Below are 15,985 nucleotides of genomic sequence, written 5' to 3' on the forward strand. Positions count from 1 at the left end.
AGAGGGGGACAATCCCCTCTTTTTTGTTTACAATATAGAAATGCTATATATGAATAGAGGTAGGGATGTTATGAGTAAGTTTACAGTGGCTTCTAATGGTGCATTAGAAACAACATTAAGAGGAGCAGAAGTATTATCAACACCACTTTTAAATAAAGGGGTAGCTTTCACACAAGAGGAAAGAGAAGAGTTAGGTTTAAAAGGGTTATTACCGCCAGCGGTTTTAACGTTAGAAGAACAAGCACGCCGAGCATATGAACAATTTAGTTCTCAGCCGGATGATTTATTAAAGAATGTATACTTAACAGCGTTACATGATCGAAATGAAGTGTTATTTTATCGTATTTTAACAGAGCATTTACGTGAAATGTTACCGATTGTATATACACCAACTGTAGGTGTAGCAATTCAAAGATATAGTCATGAATACCGTAAACCACGTGGCATTTATTTATCAATTAACGATCCATCAGGTATTGAAGATGCATTTGCAAATATCGGTGCAACAGCTGAAAACATTGATTTAGTCGTTGTAACGGATGGAGAAGGTATATTAGGAATTGGTGATTGGGGTGTTGGTGGAATTAACATCGCAATCGGGAAATTGGCTGTATATACGGCCGCAGTTGGAATCGATCCTAGCCGTGTATTACCGGTAATTTTAGATGTAGGTACAAATCGTGAGGAATTATTAAACAATCCATTTTATATTGGAAATCGTCACCCTCGTATAACAGGTGAAGCTTACGATGAATTTATTGATACGTTTGTTCAAGCGGTAAATAAACAATTCCCGAAAGCACTTCTACATTGGGAAGACTTCAGTTCTCGAAATGCACGAAAAATTTTAGATAAATATCGTCATGACGTTTGTACATTTAATGATGATATTCAAGGTACAGGGGCAGTTTCACTTGCTGCTGTATTATCGGCAGTAAAAGCTTCTGGTGTACCGTTAAGTGAACACCGTGTAGTTGTGTTTGGTGCTGGTACGGCTGGAATCGGTATCGCAGATCAAGTAAGAGATGCAATGGTTCGTATCGGCTTATCAGACGAAGAATCACATAATCGTTTCTGGTGTATTGACCGTAATGGGTTGGTTACAGATAATATGGAAGATCTTCTTGATTTCCAAATTCCATATGCAAGAAAAGAAGCTGAAGTAAGTGATTGGAAACAAAATGATGCTATCGGACTTGCTGAAGTTGTGAAACATGTAAAACCGACAATTTTAATTGGTACATCTACTGTTGCAGGCGCATTTAAAGAGGAAATTATTAAAGAAATGGCTTCTCACGTAGAAAGACCAATCATTTTACCAATGTCGAATCCAACGCCACTTGCTGAAGCGAAACCAGCAGATTTAATCGAGTGGACAGAAGGAAAAGCATTAGTTGCAACAGGAAGTCCGTTTGAACCGGTTACATATAACGGTGTAACGTATGTGATTGGACAGTCAAATAACGCACTTATTTTCCCAGGACTAGGTCTTGGTACAATTGTTGTTCGTGCAAGCGTCATGACGGATGGAATGTTCGCAGCAGCAGCAGAAGCAGTTGCAAGTATGGTAGATACAAGTCAGCCAGGAGCGCCTATTTTGCCAGAAGTTGAAGAGTTACGTAATATCTCTGAACTGGTTGCGATTGAAGTAGCGAAAGTTGCAGTTGCAGAAGGTGTTGCTAGAGAGAACTTAAGTGATGACGATATTAAGATTGCAGTAAAAGAAGCAATATGGGAACCGGAGTATCGCCAAATAAAAGCGGTAGAAAAGGTTAGAATATAGAAATAAAGCCCGTTTATAATTATAAGCGGGCTTTCACTTTTACAATTGAAAAAAAGCATAGGAAGTGGCACCTTTGAATTGGAATCAATTATGGAAGAAAGATATGTATCTTTTAATTATATTAATGGTTGTTGTTCCGATTGCTGGAGAGCTGAATTTTCATCCTTTTAATGATATGTTTCGTGTTAGTTTCGGGACACCGCTTTTCTTCTTTTTATTACTATTTTTAAGAAGAGTGCCAGCAGCAGCTGCAGGTATTCTTGTAGGTATATCTGTAGTCTTATTTCGTGTATGTCTTGACTGGGTATTGCAAGGTTCATTCCATATGACAGAATCATTTTATTTGCGTTATCCTGTGTTCTTTTATTATTTTATTTATGGAAGTCTTTTTTCGCTTTGTAGGGTGAATAAGTTTCATCAGAAGCCAATTGTGATAGGATGTCTTGGAATTACAATTGAAATTATCGCAAGTATGTCTGAACTTGCGTTTTATCATATGTTAGTGCTGGGGACAACGATAACAGTTTCTGAAGTGAATAAACTAATTATTATTGCTATTTTCCGTAGTTTCTTTGCACTTGGTTTTTTAAATATGATGAATTTATATGAAACAAAATTAAAAGAATCACAAGTTCGAAAAGAAAATGAAAATATGTTAATGTACCTCTCTAATTTATATGTGGAATCTGTCCATTTGAAAAAAACGTTACAAAATGCCGAGTTAATTACACAAGAAGCATATCAACTATATCGAAACTTACAAGCGAACGATGATTTAAATAGCAAAACAGCATTAAAAATAGCAGGAGAAGTGCACGAAATCAAAAAGGATAATCAAAGAATTTTTGCAGGACTATCTAAACTGTTATTAGATAAAAATGTGGCTGAGTATGTAGAAGGACATGAATTAGCGGAAATGATTGTAAGAATTAATGAGAAGTATGCTGAAATGTTAGAAAAAGATATACGTTTTTCGGAACATATAGAAGGTGAGCATGCAGAATATCATGTGTACACGGTCTTATCCATTTTTAATAACTTAGTTGCAAATGCAGTTGAAGCAATTGAGGGTAGAGGTCTCATTATTATTAAGCTATATAAACAAGATAAACATATATTCTTTGAAGTAATTGATGATGGACCTGGTATTGCACAGAAATATAAAAAATTAGTATTTAAGCCAGGATTTACTTCAAAGTATGATCAAACGGGAACACCTTCAACAGGTATTGGACTTTCTTACATAAACGAAATGGTAACAGAGCTCGGAGGAGAAGTGAGATTAGAAGACCGAGAAACTGGCGGAGGGTGTAAGTTTATCGTTTGTTTACCGGAGTGCAGTTTAAAGCGGGAAGGAGAATGAAGTTGTTTTATTATATCGTAGATGATGATGAAGTTTTCCGCTCCATGCTTTCACAAATTATTGAAGATGGCGATCTTGGGGAAGTAATTGGAGAGTCGGAAGATGGAGCTTTTATTGAAGCAGATCAACTAAATTTTAAAAAAGTAGATATTTTATTTATTGATTTATTAATGCCAATGCGAGATGGGATTGAAACAGTTCGCCATATTGCGTCCTCCTTTACAGGGAAAATCATTATGATTTCTCAAGTTGAATCGAAACAGCTTATTGGTGAGGCGTATACACTTGGTGTTGAATATTATATTACAAAACCATTAAATAAAATTGAGGTTGTATCTGTTGTACGTAAAGTAATGGAACGTATTCGTTTAGAGCGCTCTATACATGATATTCAAAAATCATTGAATAACGTTTTTAAGTGGGAACAGCCGCAAGTTCGAAATGAGCCAATGCAGGAAGGGAAAAGAATAGCAGATTCAGGGCGCTATTTATTATCAGAACTCGGTATTGCGGGAGAGAATGGAAGTAAAGATTTACTTAGTATGTTGGAATATTTATATGGACAAGAAAAAGAGCAAACGTTTGAATTTGGATTTCCTGCGCTAAAAGATATCTTTCACCATATAACTATAAGAAAATTAGAGAATATAGCTTCAGATGCAGATATAGATAAGGAGAGAAAAGCATCTGAACAAAGGGTACGTAGAGCGATTTATCAATCGTTAAATCACTTAGCTTCCCTTGGATTAACAGACTTTTCAAATCCGAAATTTGAAAGCTATGCGCCGAAATTTTTTGATTTCACTGTAGTTAGAAAACGAATGACAGAAATGACAAAGGATGAAGTAGCAACTTCTGGCCATATACGAATTAATACGAAGAAATTTATTCAAGTGTTGTATTTTGAGGCGAAACGGTTGATGGAGATAGAGTGAAAAAAGGTGCTTATATACAAGCATCTTTTTTTATTAAATCTACATTTTATATTTTCTCTTGGAGCATGTAAAATGTTAGTTAAGAGAAACTGGTTTTAAAGTAAGGAAGTGTCAAAACAATGAGTTTTACAATAAATAAATCGATTATTAAAGAAGTATGCGGAGAAACCTCATATAAAAGAGGCGAAGCTTATTATAAATCAAATAAAGTAATAATAAATCATTATGATGAAAATAAAGAAATTTGCGAAGCGACGGTAAAAGGGAACGAAGATTTTCATGTTACAGTAGAAAAAGCTAAAAAAGGTGATGTTGTTGCGAAATGTAGTTGTCCTTCGTTAGCATCTTTTCAAACATACTGTCAACATGTTGCGGCAGTATTGATACAAATAAATTATAATCAGCAAACCGGTGGAATGGTGCCTATTAGTAGCGGAAATGAACAATTAACAAGCGGGATGTTTCATTTATTTGCAGAAAAACCATTAAGACCAAAAAGTAAACAACACCGTTTTGATACACGTGAAATACTTCATGTTGAATTTATATGTACGCCAGTAGTTACGAAAAATGGTGGGGCACTGCTAGGTATTCAGTTTAAACTCGCCAAGATGTATTTTGTAAATCATATTAGAGAATTTCTTTCCAATGTGGAGAAAAGAGAGTCCTATAATTGTTCAAATGAATTTACATATACACCGGATGTACATAGCTTCAGGCAAGAAACGGATGCGATTATTCAGCAGCTAATTAAAATTTATCATAATGAAAAAATGTATGAGGATACACTGGAAGTACATGCAAAACAAGATGATAGTATGATTTTAATACCGCCAGCTTCATGGAAGGATATGCTTTCTTTACTTTCTAAAGTTGAGTTTGTGGGACTTAATCAAGATGGAAAATCTTTTCACGGTTTACAAATTTCAAAAGGGCTACTTCCTTTACATTTTGAGTTTAATAAAGGGAGTAACGGTGGGTTTACACTTTATATTGACGGCTTACAACAAGTAGAAGTAATGGATACGTATAGTTATGCTCTATTTGGAGGGAAACTGTATCAGTTGAACGCTGAGGATTGTAAGCGGCTTATCGAATTACAAAAAATGATGAATCGTTCTAGTAGTAACCAATTGTATATTCCAGCAGATAAGATGGAACACTTTGTAGCAAAAGTTGTACCAGGGTTAATGAAGCTTGGTACTGTGCGAATTGATGAAGTAATATCAGATCGTGTTGAAACGCCTTCGCTAAAAGTAAAATTGTATTTAGATCGAGTGAAAAATCGTTTGTTAGCAGGTCTCGAATTTCATTATGGAAACGTCGTGATTAATCCGTTAGAAGAGGATGGGCAGCCATCTGTTTTTAATCGTGATGAGAAAAAGGAAAAAGAGATTTTAGACATTATGAGTGAAAGTGCCTTCGCGAAAACGGAAGGCGGTTATTTTATGCATAATGAAGAAGCTGAGTATAACTTTTTATATCATGCTGTTCCAATGTTAAAAGGTTTAGTTGATATTTATGCGACGTCAGCCATCAAATTACGAATTCATAAGGGAGACACAGCTCCTCTTATAAGAGTTAGAAGGAAAGAGAGAATTGATTGGTTATCATTCCGCTTTGATATAAAAGGTATTCCAGAGGCAGAAATTAAAGGGGTATTAGTCGCTCTTGAGGAGAAACGGAAATATTATCGTTTAGCAAGTGGTGCTCTACTATCACTTGAGAGTAAAGAGTTTAATGATATTAATCAGTTTATAAAAGAATCTAGTATTCGAAAAGAATTTTTAAAGGGCGAAGAAATAGATGTCCCTCTTATTCGTAGTGTGAAATGGATGAATTCACTGCAAGAAGGAAACGTATTAAGTTTAGATGAGTCTGTTCAAGAATTGGTAGAGAACATTCAAAACCCTAAAAAGCTGAAGTTTGCGGTGCCAAGTGGCTTAGATGCGATAATGAGAGAGTATCAAACATACGGATTCCAGTGGATGAAAACACTTGCCTATTATCGTTTTGGCGGCATTTTAGCTGATGATATGGGACTGGGGAAAACGTTGCAAAGTATTGCTTTTATAGACTCTGTTTTGCCGGAAATTCGAGAGAAGAAACTGCCTATATTAGTTGTTTCTCCGTCGTCCCTCGTTTACAACTGGCTTAGCGAGTTAAAAAAATTCGCTCCACATATTAGAGCAGTTATTGCCGATGGAAATCAAGCAGAGCGCCGAAAAATTTTAAAAGATATAACGAAATTTGATGTAGTAATTACGTCATATCCTTTACTGAGAAGAGATATAAGGTTATATGCGCAGCCATTTCATACGTTATTTCTTGATGAAGCACAAGCGTTTAAAAATCATACGACGCAAACTGCGAAGGCAGTAAAAACGATTCAAGCAGAGTACCGTTTTGGATTAACGGGAACACCTGTAGAGAATTCATTAGAAGAGCTATGGTCTATCTTCCACGTCGTCTTCCCAGAATTATTACCGGGAAGAAAAGAGTTCGGTGATTTAAGACGTGAAGATATTGCGAAGCGGGTAAAACCTTTCGTGTTAAGAAGGTTAAAGGGTGATGTATTACATGAACTCCCAGAAAAAATTGAGCACTTACAATCATCAGAACTTTTACCAGATCAAAAGAGGCTTTACGCAGCTTATTTAGCAAAGTTAAGAGAAGAAACGTTAAAACATTTGGATAAAGATACGTTACGTAAAAATAAAATTCGGGTTTTAGCTGGTTTAACGAGACTACGGCAAATTTGTTGTCATCCTGCTTTGTTTGTTGATGACTATAAAGGTAGTTCAGCTAAATTTGATCAGTTGCTAGAAATTTTGGAGGAATGCAGAAGTACAGGGAAGAGAATTCTTATCTTTTCCCAATTTACGAAGATGCTTTCGATAATCGGACGTGAATTAAATCGTCAAGCAGTTCCATACTTTTATTTAGACGGGAGTACACCAGCGCAAGAACGTGTAGAGCTATGCAATCGGTTTAACGAAGGAGAAGGGGATCTATTTCTTATTTCGTTAAAAGCTGGTGGAACAGGACTAAATTTAACAGGTGCAGATACAGTTATATTGTACGACTTGTGGTGGAATCCAGCTGTTGAACAACAAGCTGCGGATAGAGCGTATCGAATGGGACAAAAAAATACAGTGCAAGTGATTAAGTTAGTAGCACATGGAACAATTGAAGAAAAAATGCACGAGTTACAAGAGAGTAAGAAAAATTTAATCGCTGAAATTATCGAGCCAGGAGAAGAGAAGTTATCTTCTATTACGGAGGAAGAAATCCGCGATATTCTTATGATTTAATATGGAAAAAGCTATGCTTTCATAGAGATGAAAGCATAGCTTTTTTGTTGTAATAATTATATTTTGTTTTGTACAAAGTAAAGAGATAAAGTGAAACTTTAATCAGTGGGAGTTGTTCATCTCCCACTATTTATTTTATTTCTTTGTACCTTTACTTTTGTATGGTTTTGCAGCTTTCTTTTTCGCACTTGATTGCCAACGGTTCCATCCTTTACTTCCTGTACCTTGTCCTACACCTTTTTTCGGTTTTGCTTTCGTTTTACTCATATGATCACTCCGTTATATAAAAAATCTGATTTGATAATAGCCAATGTTTTAGAAAAATACTATCGATAAATGACTATGCTTGCTTTAAATAAAAACAAACTGCTTGAATGCTATAGTATATCATGAAATTGCGAGTAAACTGAAAGGAATTATAAAGAAAATGAAAATAATAAGAAATACTGCGGATTCTATATTTCGAACAATCACACTAGTTGTTGTATATATGTTAGTTTCAATTAGTGAAATGTTTTTTGGATTGAAGAGACAAAGGAAATAAAAATGTTATATTAAGAACAATCGGTAAAGGCATAAAATAAAGAATTGAAAAATTTTTTAAAACTTTTTGTTGACTTTATCTATTTTTTGTATAGAATAATCATTAATAAAATGTTTCAGAGATGTGACAATAAAACGACTATGAAAGGACGAGTAGTAGTAGGATGTAGTTTAAGCGAGTCAGGGACGGTGTGAGCCTGATACGAAGCCTATTATGAAGAACCTCCTGGAGTCGCTAACCGAAATCCTTTATAGGAAAGTAGACTTAGCCGGGAACTTCGCCGTTACAAGAAGAACAGTATCGAGATTTTTTAATCTCCGTATTGTATAAGTGAGCAACCTCTGTTGCTAATTTGGGTGGTACCGCGGAACCAAAGTCTTTCGTCCCAGTTTTTTGGGAAAGAAGGGCTTTTTTTGTTGGCTTCTTTTCACAACATCCAAACATTTTAGGAGGAAACCACCATGTATCAATCATTAATGACAGTAAGAGAGACTCAAATCGCAATTAAGGAAGTTAAAACATTTTTCGAGGATCAATTAGCAAAGCGCCTTGAACTATTCCGCGTATCTGCACCATTATTCGTAACGAAGAAATCAGGATTAAACGATCACTTAAACGGTGTAGAACGTCCAATTGAATTTGATATGTTACATTCAGGAGAAGAATTAGAAATTGTACATTCACTAGCGAAGTGGAAAAGATTCGCATTACATGAATACGGATATGAAGCTGGTGAAGGTTTATATACAAACATGAACGCGATTCGTCGTGATGAAGAACTTGATGCAACGCATTCCATTTATGTTGACCAATGGGATTGGGAAAAAATCGTTCAAAAAGAATGGCGTACTATCGATTACTTACAAAAAACAGTACAAACAATTTATGGAATATTCAAAGAATTAGAAGATCACTTATTTGAAAAGTATCCGTTCCTTGGAAAGTATTTACCAGAAGAAATTGTTTTCATTACTTCTCAAGAACTGGAAGATAAATATCCAGAATTAACACCGAAAGATCGTGAACATGCAATTGCGAAAGAACACGGTGCAGTCTTTATTATTGGAATTGGTGATGCACTCCGTTCAGGTGAAAAGCACGATGGACGCGCGTCCGATTATGATGATTGGAAATTAAACGGTGACATTTTATTCTGGCACCCAGTACTACAAGCTTCGTTCGAATTATCATCAATGGGAATTCGTGTTGATAGTAAAGCACTTGATGAGCAATTAACGAAAACTGGTGAAGACTTCAAACGTGAGTATGATTTCCATAAAGGTATTTTAGAAGACGTACTACCATTAACAATTGGTGGTGGTATTGGACAATCAAGAATGTGTATGTACTTCTTACGTAAAGCACATATCGGTGAAGTTCAATCTTCTGTATGGCCTGATGATTTACGTGAAGCTTGCAAGAAAGAAAACATTCATTTGTTTTAATATAAGTGAGAGGGAGAGTGGCTCGAAAATAGAGTTACTCTTCCTTTTTTATTGTGTAAACTGGTGGTTTACAGTGAGTGTTACTAATAGTTTCTTTCTTTTTCATCTCCTTTTATGTAATAATTTGTTAAAGGAGGGGACGTTATGAACTTAGGAGCACAGCTAAAAAAACTACGAGAGTCAAAGGGTTTTTCGCAAGAGGATGTTGCAAAGAAAATCGGTGTAACTAGGCAAGCGGTGTATAAGTGGGAAAATGATAAAAGTTACCCTGACATTGATAATTTAATTTTATTGAGCGAAATGTACAATGTTACGCTCGATGAATTAATAAAAGGGAATCAAAATTTTAAAGAGAAAATACATATTGATGAAGAAGATGAGGATTTTGAGAAAGAGAATGAGTTTGGTTTTTATATTGGATTTGGTTTGCTAATTATGAGTGCTTTCATTGATTACGAAGGAATTCAAGAGATTTTATTAGGGGCTGCGCTATTCATGATGGTCTTTTATTCCGACGTGAAGAAAGTTATTTTGAATGAATTTCGCTCGTTATTTAAAGGAAAAGATATATATGATAAGAAGTGAGAAGAGTCCGTTATATTTCCTAGGAAAAGGTATTGCGAATAATCTAATTGTTTTATAACGATTTTTAGATATAGGTAATATGTTAAAAAGCTGTTTGTATAGAGTCTTGAAATCTATGTGTAAAATGATAATAAAGTTATTTAATTTTAAAAGTTCAAACGAGTATAGCCCCGTTCTAAAGTTAGGACGGGGTTGAAAATCTAAGTTTTATTGAATAAGAATTTTCTTCAAATATTTTTACTTCAGCAATGCATATTTCAGTAAAGGCTTTTTATAAAACATCACTTACTTATTTGTTACCGAGTTCTTCCGCCAAACCGATTAAAATTCCTTCGGTTCCACGAATGTAGCAGAGTCGATACGAGTTCTCATACTGAACTACTTCGCCAACGAGCTGAGCACCATGCTTAGTAAGTCTGGATACCATTTCGTCAATGTCCTCGACGGTGAACATGACGCGCAGATAACCGAGGGCGTTTACAGGAGCTGTCCGGTGATCTGCTATAGTAGGTGGGGTGAGAAATCGCGAAAGTTCAATTCGGCTGTGACCATCTGGCGTAGCCATCATAGCAATCTCTACGCACTGAGAACCGAGTCCAGTTACGCGACCAGCCCATTCACCTTCGACAGTAGCTCGCCCTTCGAGTTTTAATCCAATCTCCTTGAAGAAAGAGATTGCGTTATCAAGAGATTCTACAACGATGCTGACATTGTCCATTCTTAGTAATCTGTTGTTTGCCATAGTCTTTATCTCCTTATGTGTAAAAATTTATCCCGCTATTTGCGGGCAATAAGACTCCCACCTCAAAATTCGGCGAATGCGAGGAAGTTAGGTGGGAGATAACTGCCCGATTGTTGAATAGAATGACTTGCTTCCGTTTTTTAACAATTTTATTGTTCTTCAAACGACTTTATTTTAAACTAAATAACCTTTTTCTCACTTTCCACTATGCAAACAGCTTTCTATTTATATAGGAAGGAAATAGATTCATATAATTTGTTGTAAGTTTTACTGGTGGAAATTAAATCATTTGCACTAAAGGTTCAATTTTCACCATAAATGATTGATGAAGTGCTTCAACACCCGTTACTAAATGAAGACGGTCAATAACGACAGATACTTTAATTTCTGATGTACTTACCATTTTAATATGAATATCTTCTTCTTTTAAAGTAGTGAACATATTCGCAGCAACTCCTGGGTTAGATACCATACCAGATCCTACAATTGATACTTTTGCTAAATGATTTTCATGTTCTACAGATTCATAGTGAAGTGCTTCTTGATTTTGTTCCAATACTTCTAATGTTTCTCTTAAATCATTAGAATGGATTGAGAAGGAGAGGTGAACAGTTCCTTCATTTGTAATACTTTGAATAATAATATCTACATTAATATGTGCTGCTGCTAATGTAGAGAAAACTGTTGAAAGTGCACCTTGTTCTAACCCTTTAATTGTGACACGTGTAATATTATCCTCAAATGCAATACCTTTAACGATTGATTGTTGTTCCATGTTACATTCTCCCCTTACAATTGTTCCGTTTTCTTGTTCCATACTTGAGCGAACTTCTAAAATTACATTATGATTTTTAGCAAATTCAACAGCGCGTGGGTGTAATACGCCAGCACCGAGGTTGGCAAGCTCTAACATTTCGTCATAAGAAATTTCATCTAATTTATAAGCATCTTGTACAACTCGTGGATCAGTCGTATATACGCCGGTCACATCCGTATAAATATCACATTTTTTTGCTTTTAGTGCAGCAGCTAATGCGACAGCAGTCGTATCGGAGCCACCGCGGCCAAGTGTGGTAATTTCATTTTCTTCACTTATTCCTTGGAAACCAGCTACTATAACAATCGTGCCTTCAGTAAGGTAAGACTGAATACGAGTGGTGTTAATGTCAGTAATCCGTGCACTACTATGTACAGATTCTGTCGTAATACCAGCTTGCCATCCTGTTAATGAAATTGCGTTATAACCTTTTGTTTGTAGTGCTATTGTTAATAATGAAATAGTTATTTGTTCTCCTGTAGATAGGAGCATATCCATTTCACGTTTACTTGGATTTTCAGTAATAGCGTTAGCAAGTGCTACAAGTTTATCCGTACTTTTTCCCATTGCTGAAACGACAGAGACAATACTATGTCCTCGTTCATATTCTTCAATAATTAAATTTGCTACATGTTGAATGCGTTCGACGCTTCCGACAGAAGTACCGCCAAATTTTTGTACAATCGTTTCCATTACGAATTCCTTCTTTCGTCCATTTTTAAGAATAGGTTAGGACATATACAAATCCCAATATTCCTGTAGTTACCAGAGAGAAAAATAAAAAACACCATCTCAAATAAGTGAGGATGGTGCTGTTACAGGAAAAGGGAAACAGAAAACGGAGCTAATAAAAAAACCGCCAAAAAAGGAATATCATAAAAATGATATCTCTTTTTTGTAGATAGCTCTTCATACGTACACGTCTGTACATATGACAGTTCTGTTTCTATTCGAAAACAGCCCCAATTGATAAATGCAGAGAAATTTATCAATTTCGGCAACACTTCCTTTCCTCTAAAATCATAGACATCTCTGTGTCTCCTTTAGAATACTTATAAGCGTTGCAACCTCTATCTCACGTTTTAGGCGAGAGTGTATGATTTATGAAGTTGTTGGTAACATTTGTTTTATAATAATTTAAATTTTTCAGGGAATCAAGTGTTTTTTGTATTTTTTTGAAATTCTATCTTTTTATTAAATTAGTTTGTGAAAAATGTAGCAAAATCGATTCATTGCATGTACATTGAAAATATAGCGCCTGGGAGGTGGAAGGATGGGGAAGAAAAAGCCTATTTATGTAGCCACAGAAATGAACACAACAATGGAGAAACTATGGGCATATACACAAGAGCCTGATATACATACAGAGTGGGATGCTCGTTTTACTGAGATTTCGTATTTAGAAAAAAAAGAGGGAGAACCACAGAAGTTTTTATATAAAACAAAGATCGGATTTGGACTTGAAATAGCCGGAGAAGGGGAATCGATAGGTGAAATAAGAAAAGAAACTGGAGAACGCATTTCCTCTTTAAAATTTTGGACAGACAATCAATTATCACTTATACAAATAGGGCGTGGTTATTGGAAGTATACACCGAATGAAGAACATATTCATTTTGAAACGCAATATGATTATGATACGAGATTTGGTCGTATAGGAAATGTGATAGATTTATATGTTTTTCGTCCACTATTAGGTTGGGGGACAGCATGGAGTTTTGATGCTTTAAAATTATGGTTAGAAAAGGGACTTCATCCAAAGTTGCTAATTAGAAGAACGATGACGTATTGGCTAGTTTGCTTTTTATTTGCTTTCGTATGGTTATATCAAGGGATTGTACCGAAATTGATGTTTACTCATTCAGAAGAAGTAAAGATGCTTTCTGCACTAATCGGATCGAATGAAAGTAGTATTTTTATACTTAAAATAGTTGGATTTTTAGAAATAATATGGGGTGTTATGTGGCTATTGCCACTTCAAAAGCGAAAACTATTTATATTGCATATTATATTGTTGATAGTTTTAACATTAGCGGCAGGATCGACGAATATCGCTAGTTTTACGCAACCGTTTAATCCGATTACATTAAATTTTCTTCTAATAGGGTTATCGATTGTCGGTTATATAAATAGCACTAATTTGCCAAGCGCAAAAAATTGCAAGAGGACGAGAAAGGGATAAGTATATGGTTAATATTTATGAAAGATTATTAGGGGATTCTTATAAAAGGCTTCATCCAAAATTGCAGGAACGATATGCGATAACAAAGGAAAATAGCTTTATTGGGGAAGGGGAAATGGATGAAATTTATGGAGGATCTTTTTTCGTTAAATTAATATTAAAAATTACATCGAAGTTTCGAATGTTTTTCTCTGAGCGAGGGCAAAAAGTTCCGTTTTTGATACATAATACCGCTGAGCGAGATGAACATGGAAATGAATTTGTACGGTGGAATCGTACTTTTTATTTTCATAGTAAGAAAAGATATTTTAACGCTGTTATGCAGTTGGATGAAGAGAATAATGAAATTGTAGATTATTTTGGTGAGCCGCATTTACTCGTTTCTACATTGAATTTTTATATTGATGAAAAAGGCGGGATGCATATTTCTTCAAAGAAACAATGGTTTTTTATGTTTGGAAGAAAAATACCGTTACCTAGATTTTTATACGGAGAGGCAAAAATTGTAGAAAGTTATGATGAAACACTACAATGTTTTCGAATTCATGTACAAGTACGAAATCCGTTAATTGGTTCGTTATTTTCATATAAGGGAACATTTGTGGAAAGGGAATAAACGAGATGAAAAATATAATATTTGGACTTGCTTGTTATATTATATTTCTAATATACGAGTGGTCGAATGTAAATCCTGTTGAAGCAATCATATTGTTATCTATTTTGTTATTTATACCGATGTCATTTTGCATTGTTGATAAGAAAACAAGAAATGGATCGTATTTATTATCTTATAAATTTGTATCGCTTTTATATCCAATTGCAGCAGTTAGTGCAATGCTAGCTTTCGTAACAAATCACTATTTCTTTGCGCTACTTTGGTTTGTATATACAGGAATCGTTGCATTATTTGGTGTAAGTAGATTGCTAGAAAGAGGATGGAAGCCTCTAGAAGAAGTAGCTATAGATAGTGCGTTTATTTATTTGTTTCTAGGTGGTTTTTGGTTCTTTGCTTCTGTAGCGAAACTTTCCATTATGCATTTTAGTTCTGACATTGTCTTACTCACAGCGGCACACTTTCATTACTCGGCATTTTTATTGCCGTTATCAGCTGGTTTACTTGGAAGAAAAAGAGAACAGGGAAGTAAGTTATATGACTCTATTATGTTTATCATCGTCATTTCTCCAATGACAGTTGCAATAGGAATTACGTATTCGAGGGTATTTGAATTTTTTGCAGTGTTCATATATTTATGTGCCATTTATGGATATGGGATTTACGTATGGAGAACGAAATTCAATGCTATAAGTGCAAAGATTCTCCTTACTCTTTCATCCAGTACACTTATGGTAACAATAATGTTTTCACTCATATATTCATACGGAAATTTCAAACAAGTAATGACGATTACAATTGCACAAATGGTCTGGATTCACGGTGTTGTAAATGGAATTGGAGTAGCGTTACCAGCTTTTCTTGGTTGGATGATTGAAAAGAGTACTCCGAATTATAAATATTACGGGAAAACAATGAGCAGGTTAAGAGGAAATGCGACAGTTGGTGAAGCATTTTTACATAACAGAAATTTAATAGATAGCAAGGAATACAAAGGTTTAGTTGATAAAATGAATGATTTTCATAGTGAGGCATTTGACATGACGAAGATTCCTTTAAGTATTATTCGTTTTTATGAAAATACAAAAGAGTATGAGTTACAATCGCATATTAAATGGACTCGTTGGTTCCGCCCAGTTGCATTTTGTTATGAGAAAATGAGTAAGCGTGTAGGACAAATACATTTAGGAATGGGCGGCAAGTGGGAAACGATGCATGGCTCTATCATTGGGATAATAGATGAGAAGGATGGAAGAGAGAATGTAAGGGCTTGGCTAAGAAAAAATGAAGCAGGAGAGTCTGTTTTTGTAGCCCTCTATTCAAAGCATGCATACAAGAACGAGACATATATGAATATCGCATTGCCTTTACCATATTCGAATATGACTGGTATTTTGAAGTTATGCAATGATGATAATGCTTTAATCATTACAAGTAAGTTAAGAGAGAATGGCAGGGGAGATGAGGGGATTTATTTACATACTCGTTTCTTTACAATACGTTTACCATTAGCAGAGACATTTATTATTAAAGGGCGCAAGGATCAAATATTAGAAGCTAATCATAGGATGTGGATATTTGGAGTTAAGTTTTTAGAAATTGATTATGAGATTAAGAAAATAGAGGGAAAGTAAGAAAGGCTTGGAGAGATTCCAAGCTTTT

The 15,985-nt window shown here is 35.1% G+C and carries 12 protein-coding genes, 1 riboswitch and 1 other annotated feature; of the genes, 9 read left to right on the top strand and 3 right to left on the bottom strand.

The window, feature by feature from the left end:
• Window positions 1-70: 70 nt before the first annotated feature.
• From malS to ABH957_RS07755, 4 genes are all read left to right on the top strand, one after another.
• A complete protein-coding gene (gene malS, locus ABH957_RS07740) occupies window positions 71-1,783 on the top strand; it encodes an oxaloacetate-decarboxylating malate dehydrogenase (RefSeq protein WP_404510917.1) in 1,713 nt (570 codons plus the stop codon).
• A 64-nt stretch (window positions 1,784-1,847) separates the two neighbouring features.
• A complete protein-coding gene (locus ABH957_RS07745) occupies window positions 1,848-3,146 on the top strand; it encodes a sensor histidine kinase (RefSeq protein WP_404510919.1) in 1,299 nt (432 codons plus the stop codon).
• 2 nt (window positions 3,147-3,148) lie between these two features.
• Entirely contained in the window at window positions 3,149-4,081 is a 933-nt protein-coding gene (locus tag ABH957_RS07750; RefSeq protein WP_002135525.1) for a response regulator, read from the top strand.
• Window positions 4,082-4,200: 119 nt separating this feature from the next.
• Window positions 4,201-7,395, top strand: a complete 3,195-nt coding sequence (locus ABH957_RS07755) for a DEAD/DEAH box helicase (RefSeq protein WP_404456213.1) — start codon at window positions 4,201-4,203, stop codon at window positions 7,393-7,395.
• 135 nt (window positions 7,396-7,530) lie between these two features.
• Here the strand turns inward: ABH957_RS07755 and ABH957_RS07760 are convergent, their stop codons facing one another.
• The gene (locus ABH957_RS07760) at window positions 7,531-7,662 is read right to left on the bottom strand and encodes a DUF3934 family protein (RefSeq protein WP_000047589.1); all 132 of its coding nucleotides are present in this window, start codon (window positions 7,660-7,662) and stop codon (window positions 7,531-7,533) included.
• Between the two features lie 408 nt (window positions 7,663-8,070).
• Window positions 8,071-8,330: a binding site (T-box leader), on the top strand.
• Between the two features lie 70 nt (window positions 8,331-8,400).
• On the opposite strand from ABH957_RS07760, the gene asnA reads away from it, so the two are divergent.
• Both asnA and ABH957_RS07770 read left to right on the top strand, forming a co-directional pair.
• Window positions 8,401-9,384 carry an aspartate--ammonia ligase gene (gene asnA / locus ABH957_RS07765; RefSeq protein ID WP_002126735.1) on the top strand — a complete coding sequence of 328 codons (984 nt, stop codon included), beginning with the start codon at window positions 8,401-8,403 and terminating at the stop codon, window positions 9,382-9,384.
• 144 nt (window positions 9,385-9,528) lie between these two features.
• Window positions 9,529-9,969: a helix-turn-helix domain-containing protein gene (locus ABH957_RS07770; RefSeq protein ID WP_201038476.1), complete on the top strand. Its 441-nt coding sequence runs from the start codon at window positions 9,529-9,531 to the stop codon at window positions 9,967-9,969.
• A 289-nt stretch (window positions 9,970-10,258) separates the two neighbouring features.
• Here ABH957_RS07770 and ABH957_RS07775 read toward each other — a convergent pair whose 3' ends face one another.
• A complete protein-coding gene (locus tag ABH957_RS07775; protein WP_404456218.1) occupies window positions 10,259-10,711 on the bottom strand; it encodes a VOC family protein in 453 nt (150 codons plus the stop codon).
• A gap of 280 nt (window positions 10,712-10,991) precedes the next feature.
• Window positions 10,992-12,221 carry an aspartate kinase gene (locus ABH957_RS07780; RefSeq protein ID WP_404456221.1) on the bottom strand — a complete coding sequence of 410 codons (1,230 nt, stop codon included), beginning with the start codon at window positions 12,219-12,221 and terminating at the stop codon, window positions 10,992-10,994.
• Window positions 12,222-12,422: 201 nt separating this feature from the next.
• Window positions 12,423-12,609, bottom strand: a riboswitch (Lysine riboswitch).
• A 192-nt stretch (window positions 12,610-12,801) separates the two neighbouring features.
• Between ABH957_RS07780 and ABH957_RS07785 the strand changes: the two genes are divergently transcribed.
• From ABH957_RS07785 to ABH957_RS07795, 3 genes are read left to right on the top strand one after another with little or no spacing between them, the layout of a single operon-like run.
• A complete protein-coding gene (locus ABH957_RS07785) occupies window positions 12,802-13,710 on the top strand; it encodes a DoxX-like family protein (protein WP_404456224.1) in 909 nt (302 codons plus the stop codon).
• 4 nt (window positions 13,711-13,714) lie between these two features.
• Entirely contained in the window at window positions 13,715-14,326 is a 612-nt protein-coding gene (locus ABH957_RS07790) for a DUF4166 domain-containing protein (protein ID WP_404444534.1), read from the top strand.
• Window positions 14,327-14,331: 5 nt separating this feature from the next.
• Window positions 14,332-15,957: a YndJ family protein gene (locus tag ABH957_RS07795; protein WP_404456227.1), complete on the top strand. Its 1,626-nt coding sequence runs from the start codon at window positions 14,332-14,334 to the stop codon at window positions 15,955-15,957.
• Window positions 15,958-15,985 lie beyond the last annotated feature (28 nt).

It is taken from the genome of Bacillus sp. RC242 (genome assembly GCF_044908245.1).
GTDB classification, from domain to species: Bacteria; Bacillota; Bacilli; order Bacillales; family Bacillaceae_G; genus Bacillus_A; species Bacillus_A mycoides.